The organism is Brucella sp. HL-2, assembly GCF_025846885.2.
In the GTDB taxonomy this organism is placed as follows: Bacteria; Pseudomonadota; Alphaproteobacteria; order Rhizobiales; family Rhizobiaceae; genus Brucella; species Brucella quorumnocens.
In genome coordinates, this window is record NZ_JAOYTK010000012.1 from 12,876 (window position 1) to 35,266 (window position 22,391).

Sequence of the window (22,391 nt, forward strand, 5' to 3'; positions counted from 1 at the left end):
CGAATGCTCAAGTTAAATTTATCAAGCGCTCGCTCGCGCCTTGCGATGTGCGGAGAGAGAGGACCATGTATAGATTATCAAACCGACCCAGATCAGCACAAAAGCCACAAGCTGTGCATGCGAGAACGGCTCATGGAAGATGAAGATCGCGAAGACGAACAGCAATGTCGGTGTGAGATACTGCATTAAGCCGAGCGTCGTATAGCGCAGAAGCTTTGCACCGCCCGCATAAAGAATGAGCGGAATAGCCGTGAATGGGCCCGCCAGCAAAAGCAGCCAGATATTCGATACGGATTCCCCTGAGAAGAAGTGATCCTGACCATTTGCCGTCAACCACAGAACATAGCCAAGTGCAGGGACCGACAGAATGACGACTTCGAGCGTGAAGCCTTGCAAAGGTGGCATCGGCAGGGACTTACGGAAAAAGCCGTAGAGGCCGAAAGTCAGGGGCAAAACCAGCGAAACCCATGGCAGACCACCGGCATTGAATGTGAGAACAAGAACCGCCGCGAAAGCAAACCCGACAGCGATATATTGAACTTTGGTCAGACGTTCTCCAAGAAACAGTCCGCCAAGAACCACGTTAAACAACGGGTTGATATAATAGCCGAGTGCTGCGCCGATAATCTGATCATGTGCAACCGCCCAGACATAGACCGACCAGTTGATGGTAATCAGTGCGGCGGTCAATGCGGCCATAGCGAGCATTCGCGGCTTGCGCAAAGCATCAAGGATTGTTCGGAATTGGCCGATGGCAAGGAGCAGAACTGCCGCCACAGGAACCGACCAAATAACGCGATGGGCGACGATTTCGAGCGCAGGCAGATGTGACAGCGCTTTAAGATAGAAAGGCAAGAGAGCCCAAAGACCATAAGCCCCCATAGCCATCATGAAGCCACGGCTTCCATCCGAAAGTTGGCCTCCGGATAAGGTTTGCTCGGCCATTTCTATCTCCGCAATAAGAAAAACCCCCAAAAGCCGAGGGCTATTTAGGGCTGGATATTTTGCTATGCGCCCATCGATCCATAAAATCTATTCAATTAAACTGATCAAAGCATCAATGATCGTGAAGAGCGACGGCTATTCCGCCGCCACCAAACCCGCGAGCGAACGGTTCTTCATCAGCTTATAATTGACCGAATCCATCAACGCCTGAAACGATGCATCAATGATGTTGTCGGAGACGCCGACCGTGCGCCAACGTGCGCCTGTTGCGTCACCCGATTCGATCAGAACGCGGGTGATAGCTGCGGTACCCCCATTGAGGATACGCACCTTGAAATCGACCAGTTCAAGGTCCACGATTTCGTCCTGATAGCGCCCAAGATCCTTGCGCAGCGCAATGTCTAGCGCGTTGACCGGACCATGGCCTTCGGCAACCGACATATGCATCTCGCCATCGACTTCAACTTTAACCACGGCCTCGGAAACCGTTTTCAGCATGCCGTTGGCATCAAAACGTCGTTCGACGAGGCAGCGAAAGGAATCTACCTTGAAGAATTCCGGCTGTGGCGTGAGCATGGCTCGCGCCAGAAGTTCGAAGCTCGCATCCGCACCTTCATAGGCGTAGCCTTCCGCTTCACGCTCCTTGACCAGCACGATCAACGTATCGAGCCGCACGTCATCCTTGGCGACGCGGATGCCACGACGCTCCAATTCCGCGATGAAATTCGACTTGCCGCCTTGATCCGACACCATGACACGTCGGCGATTGCCGACAGTTTCAGGCGGAACATGTTCATAAGTCTGCGGGTCTTTGAGTAGCGCCGACGCGTGAATGCCTGCCTTGGTAGCGAAGGCAGATGTGCCTGTATAAGGAGCCTGCTCTGTCGGTGCCCGGTTAAGAATATCATCGAAGGCGCGCGAGATACGGGTGATGGCTTTGAGAGCATCAGGCTTTACGCTGAGCTCAAAGCGATCAGCCCAATACGGTTTCAATACTAGCGTCGGGATGAGTGAAACAAGGTTGGCATTGCCGCAGCGCTCGCCGATCCCATTAAGCGTTCCCTGCACATGGCGCACGCCTGCATCGATTGCAGCAAGCGAAACCGCGACAGCCTGTTCGGTGTCGTTATGCGCGTGAATGCCAAGGCTTTCGCCCGGAACATGTGCTTTCACAGCATTGATAATCTCCGCCACTTCTGATGGCTGCGTTCCACCATTGGTGTCGCAAAGAACGACCCAGCGCGCGCCAGCTTCATAGGCAGCCTTCGCGCACGCCAACGCGTATTCCGGATTGGCTTTGTAGCCATCGAAGAAATGTTCACAATCGACCAGCGCTTCACGGCCAGCCATACGAACGGCTGTAACCGAGGCTGTGATCGATTCCAGATTTTCCTCGTTGGTACAGCCGAGCGCGATCCTCACATGATAATCCCAGCTCTTCGCCACGAAACAGATTGCATCGCTTGAAGCTTGCAAAAGGGCCGTCAGACCCGGATCGTTGGAGGCAGAGACTCCGGCGCGCTTGGTCATGCCGAAAGCTGTAAATTTGGCGCGCGAAGTCTGACGCTTTTTGAAGAAAGCAGTATCGGTCGGGTTCGCCCCGGGATAGCCACCCTCAACATAATCGACGCCCAATTCTTCGAGCAGAATGACAATCGCTTTTTTGTCTTCGACAGAGAAATCAACGCCGGGAGTTTGCTGTCCGTCCCGCAAAGTCGTGTCGTAGATATAGATGCGTTCACGTGCCATCACTCATCCCCCGCCATCAGGACTGTACAACAAACTCCCGTTTTCGGCTTTGCCCGTCCTCGCACGCTACGCGGCTGTGGGCGGGCGGTGTGCGTTTGCTGTCCCTCCCGCAAAGTCGTGTCGTAGATATATATGCGCTCGCGTGCCATTTTGCCTGCCTGTCGGTGGGTATATGCCGTTAGAATGTATGGCTTTTTCAGTTGTCAGTGTCGTGGTCTGGGTGTTGGTAGGACACCATGGTTCTTACAAACTCGATACTTTCCGGATCACGCTCTGTTTCGTAACCGGGCAGTTTTGCGAGGTTATCGACATAGGGAAGCTTGACCTCGACGCCCCATTGAACCGTGGGTTCGATCTCTTCCGGCGCATCGAAAGCGCCGATGGAGAGCGCTACGCCATCCGGCGCCTCATAGGTGAGCGGGGTTCCACACTCAGGACAGAACCCGCGCTTGACGTGATTGGATGACTGGAAGCGCTTTGGCTCGTCGCGGGTCCATGTGAGGTTTGCTTCCCCAACTGAAACCAGTGGCGCATAGAAATTGCCAAACGCCTTCTGGCACATGCGGCAATGACAGATCGAAGCTGAGCCGAGTGCGCCTTCTACACGAAAGCGCACCGCACCGCACTGGCATCCCCCACTATAAAGCGGCTTGTTATCAAGCGTCATGGCATCCTCCCTCCAATTAAAAGGCAGTTAGCTTACCACATCCCAAGTCGTGATGCGTTCGCCGGTGGCAGGATCCTTGCCATCCTTCAACTGCACACCCTCTGCCAGCAATTCATCGCGAATACGATCAGCTTCGGCCCAGTTTTTGTCGGCGATCACACGCAGGCGCTCGGCAATCAATGCTTCAATTGCAGCCGTGTCGACATCAGCCTTTGCAAAGACCGGTACGTCCTGTGCTGTCACGAAATAAGGGTCGAGCAAGCCTAACAGCGTCATACCTTCGCCCAAAGCTGCAACGTCCCTGGCTTTGAATACCTTGCGCAGCGCCGTGATTGCAGTCCAGGTATTCAGATCATCTGACAGTGCTTCCGCAACTTCACCAACCGACGAAAGCGAAGACGGCATTGCGAAATCTGCATCACGCAGCAATCCATACCAGCGATGCAGTTCTTCGGCGGATTCTGCCAGGCGCTGTGCCGTCCAGTTGATCGGTTCGCGATAATGCGTTTGCAGCATCGAAAGACGTGCAGCCAGACCGACCCATCGATCGCGCGCAGCCTTGTCGTCCCACACACCAAGCTGCGGTAGACCATCATTCAACACATCGCGAATGGTGATGAAATTGCCGAGAGACTTCGACATCTTCTGTCCTTCGACCTGCAGGAAGCCGTTATGCATCCAGATGCTGGCCATGCGCTCAGTGCCGAATGCGCAGCATGACTGCGCAAGCTCATTTTCATGGTGCGGAAACACGAGATCGATACCGCCACCATGAATGTCGAACTGGTTCTTATACGGATCATCGCACTGCAGGCCGCCACCAAAAGGTGACAGCAACTTGGCCATGGACATGGCCGAGCACTCGATGTGCCAACCGGGACGGCCAAGCGTTTGAATGCCCGCAGGCGATGGCCAGCCGGGTTCCCCATTGCGCGATGGCTTCCAGAGTACGAAATCCATCTCGTCGCGCTTGTAAGATGCAACGTCAACACGGGCGCCAGCTAGCATTTCATCAAAAGGACGGTGCGAGAGCGCGCCATAACGTGCGCCGCCCAGCGTATTCATTGCAGACGGCGAGAAAAGTACATGGTCATCGGCAACATAGGCGACACCGCGCTCAACCAGCTTCTCAATCAGGTCACGCATATCATCCAGATGCTCAGTCGCACGTGGCTGGCTCGAAGGCTCTAAGTTTGCCAGCGCTTTGATATCCGCCTGAAACTGGTTGTTTGTGCCCTCTGTTACCCGACGGATTGCTTCATTGAGCGGGAGATCAGGATATTCGCTCGCCGCACGTGCGTTGATCTTGTCGTCAACGTCAGTGATGTTACGTGCATAAGTGACATGCGCCTCGCCATAGACATGACGAAGCAAACGGAACAGCACATCGAAGACAATGACCGGGCGCGCATTGCCGATATGGGCGAAGTCGTAAACAGTCGGTCCGCATACATACATGCGCACATTGTTTGTATCGATGGGGACAAAGTCCTCCTTCGCGCGAGTTGCGGTGTTGTACAGACGTAGTTGCGGCGCGTCAGCCATTTTATTTCCCCAAAAGGACCAGAAATACGGGCACGAAGGACCGCAGCCGACTGGCCGGGGCGTTATCATCCTGTTTTATGGTAGGGGAGACGAAAACGGCCGGGCCAGCAAGCTGCTAGCCAATAATAATCGAACCAGTACAAATGATTGTGGTCGGCGTTTTCATGACGCTACTTATCTCTCTCGACTTTATCCCCGTCAAGAGCTTTTGGAAAAGTTCGAGCGAAATAAAGCATTTCCAAAAGAAGGATGAAGCGGTTTTGTTTGTTGGATACGCGAGAATAATGAGCTGGATTGGGGATAGCCGAGAATGCTGTGGTATTTCGGCAACCGTGTTAAACCTTCACAGCTGTTAACCGGAATTCCCCAAAACCGGCTCCAAACAGCCTTCATTCCGTCTCAATCAATCACAAAATAGTGAGTGTAATTGGAAGAGGAATGAACCAATGCCTAAAAGTGAACCGCAACCACGACAAGACAAGCTGATTGATCAGTATCGTGAAATCGGCCCTGCCGTGCTCCTTGCAGCACTCATGAATAAGAAGAACCGTAAGGGCGAAGCCCGTAACGACAATATGCGCAGCTCAATTCTAGCTGTTAAAGAATCTGACTAGAAGGCTGATGCCGATTAGCGCCATCACAACACCGATGATGCAATCGAGCACCCGCCAGGCCGCAGGCTTCGCAAAGATGGGTTGCAACAGACGCGCCCCATATCCGAGCGAGAAAAACCAAACAAATGATGCGATCACCGCGCCTGCACCATAAGCGGCGCGGGCAGAACCTTCATAGCGGGCAGAAAGACTGCCTAACAATACCACCGTGTCGAGATAGACATGCGGATTGAGGAAAGTCAGCGCCAGACAGGTAGCAACTGCAGCTTTCAGGCTGACACTGCCGTTCGATCTCACCTGCATTGCTTCTGGATGAAACGCGCGGCGAAATGCGACCGACGCGTACCAGAACAGGAACGCAGCGCCTGCAAGCGTAACAAACGAGATTAGCTTTGGTGATTGAGCAATCAGCGTACCCAGCCCCGCAACACCGGCGGCGATCAGCAGCGCGTCTGAAAGTGCACAGATTAGACTCAGAATAAAGACATGCTGTCGCAGCAGGCCTTGCCGCAAGATGAACGCGTTTTGTGCACCGATAGCGATGATAAGTGACGCACCAAGAAAAAAGCCTGAAAAAGCTGCTGAGAACACGGATGACTTTCCTGAAATTATAGCATTTGAGCCAAAAGCGCGAAGCGGTTTTGCGTGAGGCAAATGCATAAAACAATGAGCTATGCGGCTCCAACTATTCAGTCTTAAGTGGAGCCGCTGTAAGTGATCAGAACATCGAAAGCTGGTCGCCCGAATCCTCCTCCGGCCCTGACTTTTTCTTTCTTTTTGGCAGAGACTGTTCTGACGTCAAGCTTTCTTCCACTCTTGTCTGCAGATCTGGTGAAGTATTGGCAACTTTGTTGACCTTGTCTGACACCGGAATGGCTTCAAAAAAGTCATCCTGAACTGGACGCATAATGTCGGCGACATCTTTTGGAAGCAAGGTTTTGCAGTTTAGCCAACGAGCGAAATCCTCTGGCTTCACCACCACCGGCATACGTTCGTGAATAGGCCGCAGCAATCCGTTTGCGTTTGTCGTCAAAATGCCCGCAGTATCGATTTGCGAGCCATCGGAACTGCTCCAGGTTTCGACCAGCGCGCCAAAAGCGACAATCCCGCCGTGGCGCGGCCTGATCCAATAGGCTTGCGCCTTATTCTTTCCCTCACGCCGCCATTCGTAAAAACCGGAAGCCGGAATCAAGGCCCGTCGATGATTTAAGGCCGCGCGAAACGAGTTCTTCTCTGCCGCAGTTTCAGAGCGAATGTTGAAAACCAGATTCCAGTCTTTGGGATCTTTCACCCATGACGGCACAAAGCCCCAACGAACCAGCATACCGCTCCGGCCGGGGCGATTGCTTCCCGGCGGTGGGGTTTCGCCTGCCAGAATAGAGAGTATTGGCTGGGTCGGCGCGATATTATAACGGGGAGGAAAATCCTCATCAATCATCGCACCAAGCAATGCTTCAACTTCTTCGCGGCTTGCAGTCAGAGAAAAACGTCCACACATGGCGGCCATGTTCAGGCTTTTGTCGGAATGGTCAAGTGGGGTTTGCTGTTGCCAAAGCAGGCTGACCAGATCATAGCTTGAATATGGTTACAGTTCCCGTCATCCCTGCCCCTCTTCAAATCCACGGTGTCTCTCTCATCTGCCGTCGTGATGGCCGATTTTTGCTGGTTGAACGCGGCAAAGAGCCATGGAAGGGCTGGCTCGCCTTTCCCGGAGGCAGCATTGAGGCCGGTGAAACTCCTGAGGCAGCAGCAGTCCGTGAGCTGAAAGAGGAAACTGCACTCGATGCAGGCTCGCTCAGCCACGTCATCACGGTTGATTTGGCGCTCGAAGGCAAGGCCTATGAGAAGAGCTATTTTCTTTCCGTTTATCGAGCGTTTGATGTTTCGGGCATTGAACAGGCAGGCGACGACGCTGCAGCAATCCATTGGTTGACCGTGGAAGAAATGGCGAGCGCGAGTGTCACCGACAGCACACTGGATGTGGCACGCTCTGTGGCTGAAGCGGAAGACAATCGCACTTCCTGACCCACCTAGCGGTCTAATTCCGACATTTGCATCCCTTGATACAGACGTTAAACAAATCTCGGAATTCAAAAGACCACTACCAAGTATATGAATCTAGTTGATTTTTCGAATTCAACGTTGGAAACCGTGTGGACGTCAGTCGGGATTCAAACGTAAAATTCGATCCACTAGTCGCCTTGAAGTGGCCGCGATTTCGAGCGAAAAGGCAGCTCTAAAGGAGAGGTTACTTTTGAAAAGCAACTGGCTTTCCCTCTTGGTGGCCCTGTTGGTGGTAAGTTCGTGGCTGGGTATGGTTTCCCCGGCCCTTTCTGCGCAGGATGCTCCTTATGAGGGCAAAATGCTGCGCATTGCAGAAGTTCTCGGCTCCCTCCACTATTTGCGTAATCTTTGTGGAGAAACCAGCAGCGAGTGGCGAGACCGGATGGACGCCATTATTGCGGCTGAAAATCCCGGTGAAGCAGACCGGTTGCGCCTCGTTTCCAGTTTCAACCATGGATATCGTGCTTTCAGCGACAATTATGTCCGCTGTACGCCTTCTGCTCTTGCGGCGATTGACCGCTACATGAAAGAGGGAGAAAGCTTGTCGAACGAGATCATATCGCGTTATGGCAATTAACCAATTATTCAGTCTTGTGCGGATGGGCATAAATTGCCTCATTTAAATCCGCTGTAATCTGTTAACACTGTCTTAAAGCGACAGTCAGGCTGCATGCGTTTGCACTCCCGATAGTGGTGAGAAACCAGCGACTGCACAAATTAAACTGTTAGAGCGACCTTTGTGCGCCCATTCAGGCGCACGGTGTTCTAATGCAGAAAGAAGGGCGCAAGCCGGGATGAAATCGATGGAACACATGCCAGCAGATCTGGACGAGATGATTGCCCGCGAGAAGAAGCTCGTGGCAATCGAATACCAGAATGAAGCCTGGGCTGACGGCATTTCCGAAGGGATCGAGCCTGAAATTCTTGCTGAAGCTGCTTTCACCACAGCTTTGACCGAACTTATGCGTTCTGCGGGCGAAGACAGCGCTCTCGACCTCATCGAGAAAATGCGCGAACAGATTATCGCCGGCACCTTCCTGCCTGAACGTATTCTTCAGTAAGAATCAATAGCTGCGGCAAGCATTCGCATTCGGCTTGGTGGGGCATCGTAAATCCGCTCCCAGACTCTGCGAAACTGCCGCGTGGACGCAAAGCCAGCACGCTGAGCGATGTTTTCCATATCGAGCGCAGAATTCAGCAGCATCTCGCGGGCCAGACTGACTTTCAGCCTATTTGCATAGTCCGTCACGCTCATATGTGCGTGCTCGTTGAACAGTCTAGAGAGATTGCGCGGGCTTGCGCCGCTGATGTCAGCCAGTTTTTCCACCGACCAACTGGCTGCGGGATTTTCCGCAATAGCATCCTGTGCACGATGCACCACTGGATGCATATGATTACGTCCTTCCAGCCAAGGCGAAAGCTGTGGATCTCCCCCACTGCGGCGCAAGTAGACGACCAGATAACGCGCAATTGATAATGCCAATGCATGACCTGCAATTTCTGCCACGATATGCAGCATGAGATCGATGCCCGAGGTGATACCCGCACTTGTCAGCCGATCCCGATCTTCCACAAACAACCGATTTTGCAAGACGCGTGATGTCGGGGCCAATCGGTTCAGTTCATCAATCGCCAAATGATGGGTTGTGCAAGCATAACCATCAAGCAAACCTGCGCGTGCCGCCAGAAGCGCGCCCGAACAGATTGAAACCAACCTGATGCCGGGACGGATAGCGCGCCGCATCCAACTTACAATCTGCGCTTCAAGAACATTGTCCTCTTCGCGACTGTTGCCGACACCTCCTAATGGGACATCCGCCGAGCCGGAGATGACGACCAACGCGCCGTCCGGTAGATTTTCTGGCAGAGGCTCAATATTGGCAATCGTGAGGCCAATTGAACTCAACACCGTCTGCGATGACCCGATAAATGTCACCTCAAACTGCACTTCGCTCTGCTCAAGATTGGCCTTACGCAAAACCTCTATCGGCCCCGCCACATCAAGCAAAAGCGTGCGTGGCGGGACAACGACAAAGACCCGGACAGTTTTGTGGCTGTCAACGGTTTGGTTCATGCAGCTTTCCGTTCTGCCCTGCCTGCAAGAGCTTGTTCGACCGTTGCAATCCGCGCGAAACGATCTGCGAGTACCAGCTCGGTACGGGCACGGATTTCGGCGGCACTCCACTCGCGACCATTCACATCGGTCATCAGAAATGTGAGGGTCGCCTCGCCGACGTAATCTACATCGAAACCCAGATCAGAAGCGTGTCGCGTCGTCGTCTCGCAGCATTGTTCAGTACGGATTCCGGAAACGATAACCCGTCTGATTCCGTTGGAAATAAGCCACACATCAAGCCCCGACCCAACGAGTGCGCTATGGCGACGCTTGCGGAAAACGGCATCCGGCTCGATCGTGATCGGTGCCAGCGCTTTCACGAAGCCCGAAGCTTCAGAAAACGGTCCTTCATTTTCAACATGAAAGATTTGCACAACGGGGATACCCTTGCGCTTCGCGCCGTCGATCAGAGCCTGCTGACGCTCGATGTAAGCAGCAACATGCTCATCACGATAATAAGGGCGATGGCGGAAGGATTCCTGAACATCGATAACCAGAAGTGCCGTATCAGTGGCGGACATTTTGTGCTCCTTGTGAATTTATACAAGAAGACAATAATCCCTACAATCCAGCCCGAAAGAATGTCATCGGACAAAGATGGGACAATTCACGCCAATCAATCCACTATCAACGACGCGGCAAGGCTTCCAGAAACTCGACCGGCTCGCCCTTATTCGGGTTGACGATTTCCGCTTCCCACATGACCTTGATGCCACGCACGAAAGTGCCAACCGGCCAGCCCGTGACAGTCTTTCCGTGATAAGGCGTCCAGCCAGCCTTTGAGCCAGCCTGATCATGTGTGATGGTTTCGCGACGCTTCATATCGACGATGGTCAGGTCGGCATCATAACCCACGGCAATGCGGCCCTTACGTGCCATGCCGAAAATGCGGTTCGGGCCGTGGCTCGAAAGATCAACAAAGCGTTCCAGCGAAAGCTTACCGGAATTCACATGATCGAGCATGATTGGCACCAGTGTCTGAACGCCGGTCATGCCGGAAGGTGATGCCGGATACGGCTTCTGCTTTTCTTCCAGCGTATGCGGCGCATGGTCGGAGCCAAGCACATCGATAATGCCCTGATCAACGCCCTTCCAGACGCCGTCACGGTGGCGCTTGTCGCGTACCGGCGGGTTCATCTGAATGAGATTGCCGAGCGTCGCATATTCGTCAGCCGACAGTGTGAGATGATGCGGAGTGGCTTCGCAGGTCGCCACGTCCTTATGACCTTGCAGGAAGTCGATTTCTTCCGCCGTCGAAATATGCAGCACGTGAATGCGCGCGCCGGTTTCGCGTGCGATACGCACCAGACGTTCGGTGCATTGCAGTGCGGTAGTTTCATCGCGCCAAACAGGATGACTTGATGGGTCGCCAGCAACCCGCAGACCTTCACGTTCTTTCAGACGGAATTCGTCCTCCGAATGGAACGCTGCGCGACGGCGCGTATTTTTCAGAATGGAACGAACACCGTCATCGTCCTCAACCAACAAGTTGCCGGTCGATGAGCCCATAAAAACCTTGATGCCAGCAGCGCCTGGTAAACGCTCAAGTTCTGCAACATCATTGGCATTCTCACGCGTTCCGCCGACCCAGAATGCAAAATCGCAATGCATACGATGACGGCCACGACGGATTTTGTCTTCCAGCGTTTCGGCAGAGGTTGTCAGCGGCTTGGTGTTCGGCATTTCGAAAACTGACGTAACGCCACCCAGAACGGCTGCAAGCGAACCCGTTTCCAGATCTTCCTTATGCTCAAGTCCCGGCTCACGGAAATGAACCTGACTATCAACGACGCCTGGCAGGATATGCAGGCCAGTGCAATCGATCACTTCGCCAGCGGAATTGGCCGAAAGCGACCCGATCGCCTCGATGCGTCCGTTACGAATGCCAATGTCGCGCCGACCTATACCGTCATGGTTGACGATGGTTGCACCTTTCAGGATCGTATCAAACGTTTGGACCATTGTTGTCTCCTGCTGGCTGAATGGGACTTGCGAGCCTTTTCAATGCGGCTTACGTAACGATGATTATAAAGGCAAGGAAGAAGCGATGGCGACGGTAGCGGAAACGATCAATCTTTCCAACAGAGCACTGGTTCATATCACAGGCGAAGACGCGGAAAAATTCGTACAGGCGGTGATTACGACCAATCTCGATAAGCTCGGTGCCAATGAACTGAAACCGGGCGCACTGCTCGCTCCGCAAGGCAAGATCATGTTCGACTTCCTCGTGTCGCGCATCAACAACGGGCTTCGGTTCGATATGCCAGCGGGCATCGCTGCCGATTTTGCCAAGCGGATGACGCTCTATCGTCTGCGCGCCAAAGCAGAAATTATCCAATCGCCAGAATCACTTGTCAGCGTTTGCTGGCAGACTGATTCCGCTTCTTCAGAAGATGATTCAATCTGGCAATCTGGCAAGCGCGATACCCGCTTTCCGGAAGAGCTGAACGTTATTCGCATCTATGGAAAAGCTGGCGACATTAGCGACGAGAGCGCATGGATCGCGCTTCGTGCCGAGTATGGCATTGCCGAAGGCGAAGCTGACTTCGCCTATAATGACGTCTTCCCGCACGACATCAATTTCGACCAGACGGGGGGTGTGACCTTCCCGAAAGGTTGTTTCATCGGGCAGGAAGTCGTCTCACGCATGCATCATCGCGGTACGCCTCGCCGCCGTGTGCTCGTCGTAAAATCCGACACGCCGCTCCCCGCCATGGGTACGTCGATTACGGTCAATGGACGCGAAATCGGAACACTTGGCAGTTCTTCTGGCAAGATAGGCCTCGCCCTTGCAAGGATTGATAGGGTGAAAGATGCGCTCGATTCCAGCGCGGCCATTATGGCTGGTGAGATCGAAATCACGCTTCTCTTGCCGCCGCATGTGGCCTTCACGTTCCCAACGACTGAAGCGGATAAAGCTTAATGGCAGCAGCAGACCGCACTTCGGGCAAAGATCGCGCATGGCAGCGTATGCTGTCTGGACGCAGGCTTGATCTGCTCGACCCGTCGCCACTTGATATAGAGATTGAAGATATCGCGCATGGGCTTGCACGCGTTGCGCGTTGGAACGGACAGACTGTTGGCGAGCACGCTTATTCGGTGGCACAGCATTCACTGCTGGTTGAGCAGATTTTCAACCGACTTGTTCCCGATGCCAGCATTGAATGGCAGATGCTCGCACTTCTACACGATGGTCCAGAATACGTCATTGGCGATATGATTTCGCCGTTCAAGGCGGTGATGGGCGGCAACTACAAACTGATTGAAGATCGACTGGAAAGTGCCATTCACTTACGTTTTTCCCTGCCAGCTTCCATATCCGCATCGCTCAAGAGGCTGATCAAGCGGGCTGATCAGGTGGCTGCCTATTTTGAGGCGACACGGCTTGCAGGATTTACGGAAGCTGAGGCTATCAAGTATTTTGGACGCCCACGAGGATTTGATCCAGCTGGGCTCGATATTACCCCGCGGCCGACGCAAAGCGTTCAGGACGACTTTCTCGCTCGATTTGCTACTTTAGACCAGGCCCGAAAGAAGTAGACCATGACTTATATCGTGGTCAGTCCGCTCTCAAAGTTCGAAGCCCAAATCGAATTGCATCAGCCGAGCCATATGGTAACGCTTAGCAGCGGTGATGTGCCTTCAACATCTGGCACCACGAAACGTCTCAGCCTTATCTTCAATGATATTGTTGAACCACGCGATGGGCTGGTGATGCCGGAAAGCGTTCATGTCGAACAGTTGCTGAAATTTACGTCCACTTGGGATAGGGCCAGGCCGTTGCTGATCCACTGTTATGCAGGAGTATCGCGTTCGACGGCGGCGGCCTATATCGCAGCACTGTCTTTTGACGCACAGCTTGATGAAGCTCAGCTCGCTAGAACATTGCGTGAGCGTTCACCGTCTGCCACACCCAATATGCGCCTGATAGAATTGGCCGACGAGATACTCGCTCGCAAGGGACGCATGGTCGCAGCTATTCGCGCCATCGGACGCGGCAAAGATGCCTTCGAGGGCAACGTGTTCAGCCTGCCTGTTGCAAACTAATTGTGCGCGCTATCGCATTCAAAAACCCGCCGCGTGCATCGGGTGGGGTTTGTGCACGAGGTTCCCACACATGGCGCAGGAAGAAAAAACCTGTCATTCGGAAAGCATCGTTGAGATCGTCGTAGCAGGAGGGGCGTACCGATGTGCTGTTAACGAAGGCGGGCAATGGTAACATCTTGTCAGCCCAAGGCGCTCCTGCATCACCACAGACCGCACGTCCTGATTTGGGCGACACATAAATCAGATTTTCGCGAACGCCGGTGGCTGCACATTCCTTAAGATCAAGACCGAACCCCAGCTCTTCAAGCATCATCACTTCAAATCGCAGAAGCAACTCACCAGATGCAAGAGGATCATCGAAATGCTCGATGATAAGGCGCAGCGTTTCATAAAGCGCGCCTTGCGGGTCGCGTTCTGGCAGAAGCCGCAAATGCGCAGCCGCAAGCTGGATACCATAAAGAGCAACAGGCGTTTCAATAAGGCGCGCTGCCGCAAAGCCAAGTGGCTCAATTGTAAAACTGCCCAGATGCTCGTCCAACCGTGCCCACCATGCCAAATCGACATGATTGCCGGGCTGGAGCAGCGGCTGCATGCGGCGGGAGCGCCCGCCGCGCACCATACCCATATGACGGCCATGTTCACGCGTCATCACTTCGACAATGGCGCTCGTTTCGCCATGTCGCCGTGTGCCGAGAACTATGCCTTCATCGCGCCATTCCATAGAGGTGTTTTACCAGATTCCTTTTTGCGCATAATTCTATACCAAAACCGAACGATTCTCTGAATTATGCGCGGCTATCACGCCATTCCAAGGATAAATGTTTACCCGATTCCTGTTGGGTTACTTCGGGAAATCGAGGCCCATTTCACGATAGCGTTCAGGATCATTGCCCCAGTTTTCCCGGACTTTCACAAACAGGAAGAGATGCGCATTCTGTTCCAGAATTTCGCTGATCTCTTTACGTGCTGACTGTCCGATCGCTTTGATCGTTTCGCCTTTGTGTCCGAGAACGATCTTCTTCTGACTTTCGCGCTCGACATAGATCACTTGCTCGATACGCACCGAGCCGTCCTTACGCTCTTCCCAGCGTTCAGTTTCTACCGTCGAGGAATAAGGCAATTCTTCATGCAGGCGCAGATAAAGCTTTTCGCGGGTAATTTCCGCCGCAAGCTGGCGCATCGGCATGTCCGAAATCTGGTCTTCAGGATAATACCATGGGCCGTTCGGAACGGTCTCCGCCAGGAACTTTGCGAGGTCCTTGCAGCCCGAACCATTGAGCGCCGAGATCATGAAGGTGCGGTCAAAGGCGACCTTTTCATTTGCCTTCTGCGCAAGTTCAAGCAGCTTTGGCGGCTCAACACGGTCTACCTTATTCAAAACCAGCACTTTCTTCTGGCGCACGTTGACCATGCTTTCGAGAAGCGCTTCGGCGTTCTCGTTCAGGCTACCCTGCGCGTCGAGGATAACGAGGATGATATCTGCATCCTTCGCGCCCCCCCAGGCCGTTGTGACCATCGCGCGGTCCAACCTGCGCTTAGGCCGGAAAATACCGGGCGTATCGACGAGCACGATCTGTGCGTTGTTCTCGATGAAAATGCCGCGTACCAGTGCACGCGTTGTCTGCACCTTATGCGTGACGATGGAAACCTTCGTACCCACGAGCTGGTTGACCAGCGTGGATTTTCCGGCATTTGGCGCACCAATCAGCGCAACAAAGCCTGAACGGGTCTGTCCGGTTTCAGTTTCGCCGGCTGACGGCGTCGTCGGAGTGTTCATTGCTTATCCTTTTGAGAGCGGACTTGTTCTTGAAAGAACAGGCATCGCCCTATCTTTTGTTTTGCGCAATTCCCGGCGTAAACCGGTCCCCACTTTCGCTGGAATTGCTCTATGTAATCTTGGCAGCAGGAAACGGTCCTCGCCCAAACCGCTCTGCCGATGCGACGGCCCACCACTGTCGCTGTTGATCCGATTATAGCCGAATTTCACTTACTGCATAATTCCTTAAACTCGGATCAGTTTAGGGTAAAATTATGCGGCAAAATTAACTGTTAGAGCGACCTTTGCGCACCCGGCAGAGCACAAGGCGCTCTAAAAGAATGCTGATTCACGCGTCACGCAGAACTGTCCCGCTTCCAGACAGTTTCCCTGTAAAGCATTGCTTCTGCGGCAGCCTGCTCAGCAATGCGCTTGGAACGCCCCTCGCCTGTTTCGGGCGCAAATCCCTTCACGGCCACTTCAACTGTAAAAAGCGGATCATGATCAGGGCCACTGCGGCTTACAATTGCGTAGACAGGATGCACATTGCCTTGCTGATGCGCCCATTCCTGTAGTTCTGTTTTTGCGTCGCGACGTGCGGCTCCGGTCTCAAGAGACCGCTTCTGCCAATAGCGTTTGATGAAACCGCGTGCTGCTTCCAGTCCGCTGTCCATATAAATGGTCGCAATCAATGCTTCGACGACGTCGGCACGAACATTAAGCAGACGCTTGTCATTGAGGGATTTGATGTCGGAGCCGGTATGGATCAAATCGGCAAGACCAATCTCATCGGCAATTGCGGCGCAGGTTTCGGCATTGACCAGCGCATTAAGGCGAACTGACAATTCCCCTTCCGGCGCATCTGGAAAGGCTTCGAAAAGCATCTCAGCAACCACGAGACCAAGCACGCGGTCGCCAAGAAATTCCAACCGTTCATAATTGGCACGTGAAGGTGCCTGGACGCTCGAATGGGTGAGCGCACGTTCCAACCGTTTCAGATTGAGAAAACGGTGTCCCGTGCGCTCCTCCAGAATTGCTGCTGTTTTATTCTCGGAGACCATTTCAGTTTCCGGTTACGGCAGTATGCGGCTCACCACTCACCCAAGAAATGAGGCGGCTAAAGCGAACATCAGATGGCCATTTCCAGATTTCGAGCGGGCTCGACTTGTCTGCAATCGAGAAGAAAATAATGTTTGCACGACCGACCAGATTTTCAAAAGGCACATAACCAACGCCAAAACGGCTATCGAGCGAGTTGTCGCGATTGTCGCCCATCATAAAATAATGACCGGCAGGCACTTCGAATACGCGCGTATCGTCACCGATAGAATTTGGTGCCAGATCAAGCGTATCGTAAGTCACACCATTCGGCAGTGTCTCGCGGTAGACTTCAACTGGACGATTGACTTCGGTCACATCAGGATTGTCGATTGTGCCAACCCGCTCGCGCTTAACAGCCACATCATTGATGTAGAGAACGCCGCCACGCATCTGCACGCGATCACCTGGAAGACCGATCACACGCTTGATGTAATCGACATTGGTGTCGCTGGGCAGCTTGAACACTACGACGTCACCACGCTTGGGCTCAGTTCCCCAAATACGACCGGAGAAGAGGTCAAGACCGAACGGCAGTGAATAGCGCGAATAGCCATAGGCATATTTCGATACGAACAGATAGTCGCCTTCCAGTAGCGTTGGGCGCATGGAGCCGGACGGAATACTGAAAGGTTGGAAAAGCAGGCTGCGAATAATCAGTGCCAGCAGGAGAGCTTGCACGATAACGCTGACGGTTTCGCCAAGGCCGCCTGATTTTTTAGTTTCACTTTTGCTGGACACGCTCATTGTATCTCCGCTTGCCGATGTGCGATCTAATAACGGCTAAGGTTGCTCGAAGCAATCCAATCACCGCTACCTCGCACGATTATGAGCAGGAGTTTACCTGCCACAATCGCAATTGTTTGGCGCATGCCGCTATCGGAAAGGCGTTTTCGCTTTTCCGCAGCATGCATTATTCGGTTTCTGGCAGCGCTTCGATAATGACAAAAGCCTGCGCAAGAGGAAAATCATCGGTAATTGTCAGATGTATGGCAGCGCGTTTGCCTTTTGGCAGCATGCGTTTCAGTTGCTCAGCCGCGCCGCCGGTGAGCTGCATGGTCGGCTTGCCCGAAGGTGTATTGACAACCCCCATATCACGCCAGAAAACGCCATTCGAAAGACCAGTGCCAAGCGCCTTGGAACAAGCTTCTTTTGCGGCAAAACGCTTTGCATAGGATGCAGCGCGCTGTTTGCGGCCATCTGATTTTGCTTGTTCTAGCTCGGTAAAAACACGTTGGGTGAAACGATCACCGTGCTTCTCAAGGGTCTTTTCGATGCGGCGGATATCAATCAGATCACTACCAATGCCGATGATCATATTTTCTGCGGCCCCCGGACATGGTGCTTGTTGTGCTTTTCAGCAAGTCGTTCGAGCCTGCGACGACGGAAAGCAGTGACCGCAAAGCGCGTCACAAAATAGGCGACCACCGCAAAAACTGCGCCCAATATGGTCGAGCCGAACAACATCGGCTTGAGTAGAGGTGTCCAGACTTCTCCGAACTTCATCGTCTGAAGAGCATGTCCCAGATGCAAAGGCGGCGCGCTTTCAATATCGCCGCTGATGACAAAGCGGCCAAGCTCATAAGTGCTGCCCCAGATGAACGGGAGCGTCAGCGGATTGGCAAGCGTGGTTCCCAGCGCTGCTGCAGCAATATTACCGGCCAGAAAATAAGCCAGAACAATTGCTATAATCAGATGAAAACCAAAAAACGGCGTAAAAGCCGAGAAAACGCCAACAGCCAGACCTGCAGCCACCGCATGTGGAGACGCAGTAATGCGTAGCACGCGCTTGCCACCATATTTAAACGAGCGAGCGAATGAACGACGCGGCCAGACCAGCAGCCTTAGGCGCTCTTTGCGGGTCGGCGGATTTCGACGTTGGAATAACATAAACTTCTCATACTGTTCTCTACGCACCGAGACAATTGTTATTATTGTTCAAGAGATGCAGCAGAGATCCTATCGCTGCGCTCAAACGGCGCTCCATCAAGACGCGGCAAATAGAACTTCGGTGATACACCCAGCATACGGCGAAACATTGTCGTAAAGGCGGAAACACTGTCATAGCCCAGATCAAGCGCCACGCTTGTGACCGCTTCGCCTTCCGTAAGGCGCGGAACTGCTGCAAAAAGGCAGGCCTGCTGGCGCCACACTGACAAGCTCACGCCTGTTTCGCGCTGAAAGTGGCGAGTGAATGAGCGTCGGCTCATCGCCATACGATCCGCCCATTCATCGATTGTCGCGCGCGCTGACGGCTTTTTCACGAATTGACGACAGAGATTTTGCAAACGCGGATCGGCCGGAAAAGGCAGTCCGAGCGGCCTTTGTGGCAAGGTGTGCAAGTCTCTGAGGATCAACTCAATCACCAAAGCATCCCGACTGCCCGGCTCAGGGATGCTGTCGACCGACGTCGCATCGATGATGAGGCAACGCATCAGGTCCGTCATGCCAACCACGTGCAAATAGTCGGGCACACCCGAAATGGCGTCGAGCGCAATATAGATTGAGCGCATAAAGACATCGCCGACAATTTCGACGGAATGTTTTACACCAGCCGGAATCCACATGGCATGATCCCCAGGGATCAACCAGCGACCGGCATCCGTCGTGACCAGAACCACTCCTTGTGAAGCACACAAGAGCTGCGCTCGACTGTGGCTGTGACGCGGTACAAAATAGCCATCCGGATATTTCGTCGGCAGCGCGATCACCGGTCCGCTCAAGTGTTCCAGCATCTCAATGCGCTGTTCATGGAACTTTTGCAGGTCCTCACTGCCCGGCAACAAGAGCCCCGGTGGCGATTTCAGCTTCATCTGCTTTGGCCCACTCTCGAAAGTAATGGACCAAATCACGAAAGCAGGCGCGAAACAATATAATTATGAAGGGGTCAGGTTAGAAATATTCGAAAACATTCGAATTGGGCTCCCTGCCCAACCAACGCAAATTATGAGGAAATTTCCCTCACGGATTATCTTCGGAGTAGGACTATGAGCATGAGTGCTGCCGAGCAGCCTTCAAACACTGGCGCAAACAATACGGTTCTCGCCATTATTCTGGCCACGAGTATGGGCCACTTCCTGAACGACATGATGCAGTCGCTCCTTCCGGCCATCTATCCGATGCTCAAGGACAATTACAGCCTGTCGTTCTGGCAGATCGGCTTGCTCACCTTCACCTTTCAGGTCACGGCTTCAATTTTGCAGCCAATCGTCGGCATCTATACCGACCGTCGTCCTATGCCCTATTCATTGCCATTCGGTATGGGCTGCACGCTGATCGGTTTGATCCTACTTGCGTCCGCGCATCACTATTCGGTTCTGCTTCTCGGTGCAGCCTTCATTGGCTTCGGTTCATCTGTGTTCCATCCGGAAGCCGCTCGCGTTGCACGTCTCGCATCCGGTGGTCGTCATGGTTTCGCACAATCGATGTTCCAGGTGGGCGGCAATTTCGGCTCGTCCATCGGCCCGTTGCTTGCAGCTTTTATCGTTCTGCCCTTTGGACAAGCCAGCGTGTCGTGGTTCTCGATCGCAGCACTGATTGGCATGGCGCTGCTCTGGTATGTCGGAAACTGGTACAACCAGCACAATCTCGCTAATAAGAGCAAGCCGAAGCCTGACAAGACACTGCCATTGCCGCGCAACAAGGTTATTGCGTCGATCTCTGTGCTCGCCATGCTGATCTTTACCAAGTATGTCTACATGGCCAGCCTCACGAGCTACTACACCTTTTATACGATCAGCCATTTCGGCGTGACCGTTCAGGCATCGCAGTTGCTGCTGTTCCTGTTCCTCGGTGCGGTTGCAGCGGGCACAATTGTCGGTGGTCCTATCGGCGACAAGATCGGTACGCGCACCGTGATCTGGGTTTCGATCCTCGGCATCGTTCCGTTCACGCTGGCATTGCCTTATGCGAACCTCGAAGTAACAGCCGTTCTCACTGTTATTATCGGTTTCGTGCTGGCTTCCGCCTTCCCTGCAATCATTGTTTTCGCACAAGAGTTGCTGCCGGGACGTGTGGGAATGGTGTCAGGACTGTTCTTCGGCCTTGCATTCGGCATCGCCGGCATTGCGGCAGCGGCGCTGGGTGTGGTGGCAGATCGGACGAGCATCGAGTTTGTCTATCAGATATGCTCTTATCTTCCCCTTCTCGGATTGCTGACTATCTTCCTGCCGAAGATCGAGAAAGCTCGATAAGGACGCATCGATAGTTTAAAAAAGTGGAGCACCGTTCATCCCCCAACGAACGGTGCTCCTGATGCCACTGACCTTTTGACGGCCCGGTGCAGCGGCAGCTCTGAATAGAGTGAAATGCACCCTACTTCTTTGTTCTGGCGCACATTGCGATGCCTTTGCCGCAAAGTGCGCAATCTCTCACACGGCGAAGCTGAAGCCGTGCATGCTCTCTCTGCGAAACTCATCAAATGTCGCTGCTACCAAGCGGATCAGCGGCTTTCCATCTTCTGTTGCGCTGATGACGCCGTTGCGCACTTCCACCAGACCGTCAGCCACCAGTGGGCGCAACAAGGCCAGCTCGTCGGAGAACTCGACGCCCGGAGCGGCTATGTTCAGATCAACGCGGAAGTTGCACATAAGCGCGGTGATAATACCTGCACGAAGTCTGTCAGTGTCGCGCATTGTATAGCCACGCACAGTTGCAAGATCCCCCGCCACGACGCGCTTGCTGTATTGCCCGACATCGGAAATATTCTGCGTGTAACCAGCTGGATATTGCGAAATCGATGAGGGGCCAAACCCAATCAACGTATGACAACGATCCGTCGTGTATCCCTGAAAGTTGCGATGCAACGTGCCATTTTCTGCTGCAATGGCCAGGGTATCGTCCGGTAATGCAAAGTGGTCTATGCCAACCGGCTGATAGCCGAAGCCAAGAAAACTTTCAGCAACAGCACTTGCCTGTGCGAACCGTTCGTCGGCATCGGGCAGAATGCTTTCATCAATCAGTCGCTGATTGGCACGACGCTGTGGCAGATGCGCATAACCAAAGCAGGCAATGCGATCAGGTGTCATCGCCGCAACGCGCTCGCAGGTTTCGCGAAGACTTTTCACCGTCTGAAGCGGCAGACCATAGATCAGATCGAAGTTCAGTCTATCAATGCCCACTTCACGCAGCAGCGTCGCGGCTCTTATTACCGTTTCAATAGGCTGAATGCGGCCAATAGCCTTTTGCACATCGGGATCGACATCCTGCACGCCAAGGCTGGCGCGGTTTACGCCTATCAACGCCAAGGTCTTCACCAGAATAGGATTGACCGTACGCGGATCGAGCTCAATCGCATGTTCCATATCTGGATCGAAATCGAACGCCAGACTCAAAGCCGCCATAATGCGCTTGAACTGCGTGGTATGCAGAATAGAAGGAGTGCCCCCGCCCCAATGTAGATGCACAACCTTTGGACGAGCTGTCAGGCTTGTGTTTACTGTTTCAATCTCGCTTAACAGCGCGACAACGAAATTCTCGATGACATCTTCGCGGACCGCCATTTTGGAATGACAGCCGCAATAGTGGCAAATCTCTTTGCAGTACGGCACGTGGATGTAAAGCGAGACGCTTTCTTCCGGGCCGATCTGGCGCAACCAACTGCGGGTGCTGCCCGGCGTGACTGGCGCGAAATCTGCAGCGGTCGGGAATGATGTATAGCGCGGAACAGCAAGTGCTGCATAACGTCTTATCGTGGCTTCATGCATGATGATTCCGCCCCGCGCGTTTTGCGTTCTGGTGATAACCTGTCGCTACTACGCGTACTGGACGAGGACGCAAACGGGCATTCTG

26 protein-coding genes are annotated in these 22,391 nt (G+C 53.5%); 8 read left to right on the forward strand and 18 right to left on the reverse strand.

Annotated elements, in window-relative coordinates; translation table 11 throughout:
* Positions 1-21 precede the first annotated feature (21 nt).
* The 5 genes from rarD to cysS all read right to left on the reverse strand — a co-directional run bounded on the left by rarD (position 22) and on the right by cysS (position 4,906).
* Positions 22-945 (reverse strand): EamA family transporter RarD, encoded by a 924-nt coding sequence (gene rarD / locus OIV19_RS14150; protein ID WP_095446332.1) that lies wholly within the window; start codon positions 943-945, stop codon positions 22-24.
* Positions 946-1,080: 135 nt separating this feature from the next.
* A complete protein-coding gene (gene cimA / locus OIV19_RS14155; RefSeq protein ID WP_095446331.1) occupies positions 1,081-2,694 on the reverse strand; it encodes a citramalate synthase in 1,614 nt (537 codons plus the stop codon).
* Positions 2,694-2,843 carry a 2-isopropylmalate synthase gene (locus OIV19_RS14160; protein WP_318579776.1) on the reverse strand — a complete coding sequence of 50 codons (150 nt, stop codon included), beginning with the start codon at positions 2,841-2,843 and terminating at the stop codon, positions 2,694-2,696. The genes cimA and OIV19_RS14160 overlap by 1 nt, the downstream gene beginning before the upstream one ends.
* A gap of 47 nt (positions 2,844-2,890) precedes the next feature.
* Positions 2,891-3,361, reverse strand: a complete 471-nt coding sequence (locus tag OIV19_RS14165; protein WP_095446330.1) for a GFA family protein — start codon at positions 3,359-3,361, stop codon at positions 2,891-2,893.
* A 27-nt stretch (positions 3,362-3,388) separates the two neighbouring features.
* Entirely contained in the window at positions 3,389-4,906 is a 1,518-nt protein-coding gene (gene cysS, locus OIV19_RS14170; protein WP_264232037.1) for a cysteine--tRNA ligase, read from the reverse strand.
* Positions 4,907-5,352: 446 nt separating this feature from the next.
* Between cysS and OIV19_RS14175 the strand changes: the two genes are divergently transcribed.
* Positions 5,353-5,520, forward strand: coding sequence for a hydrolase (locus OIV19_RS14175; protein ID WP_264232038.1), 168 nt, complete (start codon positions 5,353-5,355; stop codon positions 5,518-5,520).
* Here OIV19_RS14175 and OIV19_RS14180 read toward each other — a convergent pair.
* Both OIV19_RS14180 and OIV19_RS14185 read right to left on the reverse strand, forming a co-directional pair.
* On the reverse strand, positions 5,497-6,111 hold the full coding sequence (locus tag OIV19_RS14180) for a LysE/ArgO family amino acid transporter (RefSeq protein WP_095447864.1): 615 nt from the start codon (positions 6,109-6,111) through the stop codon (positions 5,497-5,499). The two genes, OIV19_RS14175 and OIV19_RS14180, sit on opposite strands and share 24 nt — an antisense overlap.
* Before the next feature lie 127 nt (positions 6,112-6,238).
* Positions 6,239-7,018: an SOS response-associated peptidase gene (locus tag OIV19_RS14185; RefSeq protein ID WP_264232094.1), complete on the reverse strand. Its 780-nt coding sequence runs from the start codon at positions 7,016-7,018 to the stop codon at positions 6,239-6,241.
* A gap of 83 nt (positions 7,019-7,101) precedes the next feature.
* Between OIV19_RS14185 and OIV19_RS14190 the strand changes: the two genes are divergently transcribed.
* From OIV19_RS14190 to OIV19_RS14200, 3 genes are all read left to right on the forward strand, one after another.
* Entirely contained in the window at positions 7,102-7,545 is a 444-nt protein-coding gene (locus OIV19_RS14190; protein ID WP_095446326.1) for an NUDIX hydrolase, read from the forward strand.
* Between the two features lie 289 nt (positions 7,546-7,834).
* On the forward strand, positions 7,835-8,161 hold the full coding sequence (locus OIV19_RS14195; protein ID WP_095447863.1) for a TIGR02301 family protein: 327 nt from the start codon (positions 7,835-7,837) through the stop codon (positions 8,159-8,161).
* 226 nt (positions 8,162-8,387) lie between these two features.
* On the forward strand, positions 8,388-8,645 hold the full coding sequence (locus OIV19_RS14200) for a hypothetical protein (protein WP_191793042.1): 258 nt from the start codon (positions 8,388-8,390) through the stop codon (positions 8,643-8,645).
* Here the strand turns inward: OIV19_RS14200 and OIV19_RS14205 are convergent.
* From OIV19_RS14205 to OIV19_RS14215, 3 genes are all read right to left on the reverse strand, one after another.
* Complete coding sequence (locus OIV19_RS14205) at positions 8,639-9,658, reverse strand: GlxA family transcriptional regulator (RefSeq protein ID WP_095446325.1); 1,020 nt, start codon at positions 9,656-9,658, stop codon at positions 8,639-8,641. The two genes, OIV19_RS14200 and OIV19_RS14205, sit on opposite strands and share 7 nt — an antisense overlap.
* A complete protein-coding gene (locus tag OIV19_RS14210; RefSeq protein WP_264232039.1) occupies positions 9,655-10,221 on the reverse strand; it encodes an isochorismatase family protein in 567 nt (188 codons plus the stop codon). The genes OIV19_RS14205 and OIV19_RS14210 overlap by 4 nt, the downstream gene beginning before the upstream one ends.
* Before the next feature lie 106 nt (positions 10,222-10,327).
* On the reverse strand, positions 10,328-11,662 hold the full coding sequence (locus tag OIV19_RS14215; RefSeq protein WP_264232040.1) for a dihydroorotase: 1,335 nt from the start codon (positions 11,660-11,662) through the stop codon (positions 10,328-10,330).
* A gap of 85 nt (positions 11,663-11,747) precedes the next feature.
* Between OIV19_RS14215 and ygfZ the strand changes: the two genes are divergently transcribed.
* The 3 genes from ygfZ to OIV19_RS14230 are packed head-to-tail and all read left to right on the forward strand — an operon-like array spanning position 11,748 to position 13,747.
* Positions 11,748-12,623, forward strand: a complete 876-nt coding sequence (gene ygfZ, locus OIV19_RS14220; RefSeq protein WP_151091438.1) for a CAF17-like 4Fe-4S cluster assembly/insertion protein YgfZ — start codon at positions 11,748-11,750, stop codon at positions 12,621-12,623.
* Positions 12,623-13,240: an HD domain-containing protein gene (locus OIV19_RS14225; RefSeq protein WP_264232041.1), complete on the forward strand. Its 618-nt coding sequence runs from the start codon at positions 12,623-12,625 to the stop codon at positions 13,238-13,240. The genes ygfZ and OIV19_RS14225 overlap by 1 nt, the downstream gene beginning before the upstream one ends.
* Before the next feature lie 3 nt (positions 13,241-13,243).
* Positions 13,244-13,747, forward strand: coding sequence for a tyrosine phosphatase family protein (locus OIV19_RS14230; protein WP_264232042.1), 504 nt, complete (start codon positions 13,244-13,246; stop codon positions 13,745-13,747).
* Here OIV19_RS14230 and recO read toward each other — a convergent pair.
* From recO to OIV19_RS14265, 7 genes are all read right to left on the reverse strand, one after another.
* Entirely contained in the window at positions 13,725-14,468 is a 744-nt protein-coding gene (gene recO, locus OIV19_RS14235) for a DNA repair protein RecO (RefSeq protein WP_095446319.1), read from the reverse strand. The genes OIV19_RS14230 and recO overlap by 23 nt on opposite strands.
* A 120-nt stretch (positions 14,469-14,588) precedes the next feature.
* Entirely contained in the window at positions 14,589-15,524 is a 936-nt protein-coding gene (era, locus tag OIV19_RS14240; protein ID WP_095446318.1) for a GTPase Era, read from the reverse strand.
* A gap of 335 nt (positions 15,525-15,859) precedes the next feature.
* Positions 15,860-16,564, reverse strand: a complete 705-nt coding sequence (gene rnc / locus OIV19_RS14245) for a ribonuclease III (RefSeq protein WP_151091435.1) — start codon at positions 16,562-16,564, stop codon at positions 15,860-15,862.
* 1 nt (position 16,565) lies between these two features.
* Positions 16,566-17,348 carry a signal peptidase I gene (gene lepB, locus OIV19_RS14250; protein ID WP_095446316.1) on the reverse strand — a complete coding sequence of 261 codons (783 nt, stop codon included), beginning with the start codon at positions 17,346-17,348 and terminating at the stop codon, positions 16,566-16,568.
* A gap of 166 nt (positions 17,349-17,514) precedes the next feature.
* The gene (gene acpS / locus OIV19_RS14255; RefSeq protein WP_095446315.1) at positions 17,515-17,919 is read right to left on the reverse strand and encodes a holo-ACP synthase; all 405 of its coding nucleotides are present in this window, start codon (positions 17,917-17,919) and stop codon (positions 17,515-17,517) included.
* On the reverse strand, positions 17,916-18,491 hold the full coding sequence (gene bspA / locus OIV19_RS14260) for a type IV secretion system effector BspA (RefSeq protein WP_095446314.1): 576 nt from the start codon (positions 18,489-18,491) through the stop codon (positions 17,916-17,918). The genes acpS and bspA overlap by 4 nt, the downstream gene beginning before the upstream one ends.
* Positions 18,492-18,532: 41 nt before the next feature.
* Entirely contained in the window at positions 18,533-19,384 is an 852-nt protein-coding gene (locus tag OIV19_RS14265) for an AraC family transcriptional regulator (RefSeq protein WP_264232095.1), read from the reverse strand.
* 204 nt (positions 19,385-19,588) lie between these two features.
* Between OIV19_RS14265 and OIV19_RS14270 the strand changes: the two genes are divergently transcribed.
* Entirely contained in the window at positions 19,589-20,794 is a 1,206-nt protein-coding gene (locus OIV19_RS14270) for an MFS transporter (protein ID WP_024897329.1), read from the forward strand.
* A gap of 177 nt (positions 20,795-20,971) precedes the next feature.
* On the opposite strand, the gene hemN is transcribed toward OIV19_RS14270, so the two are convergent.
* Positions 20,972-22,306 carry an oxygen-independent coproporphyrinogen III oxidase gene (gene hemN, locus OIV19_RS14275; protein ID WP_264232043.1) on the reverse strand — a complete coding sequence of 445 codons (1,335 nt, stop codon included), beginning with the start codon at positions 22,304-22,306 and terminating at the stop codon, positions 20,972-20,974.
* Between the last annotated feature and the right edge of the window lie 85 nt (positions 22,307-22,391).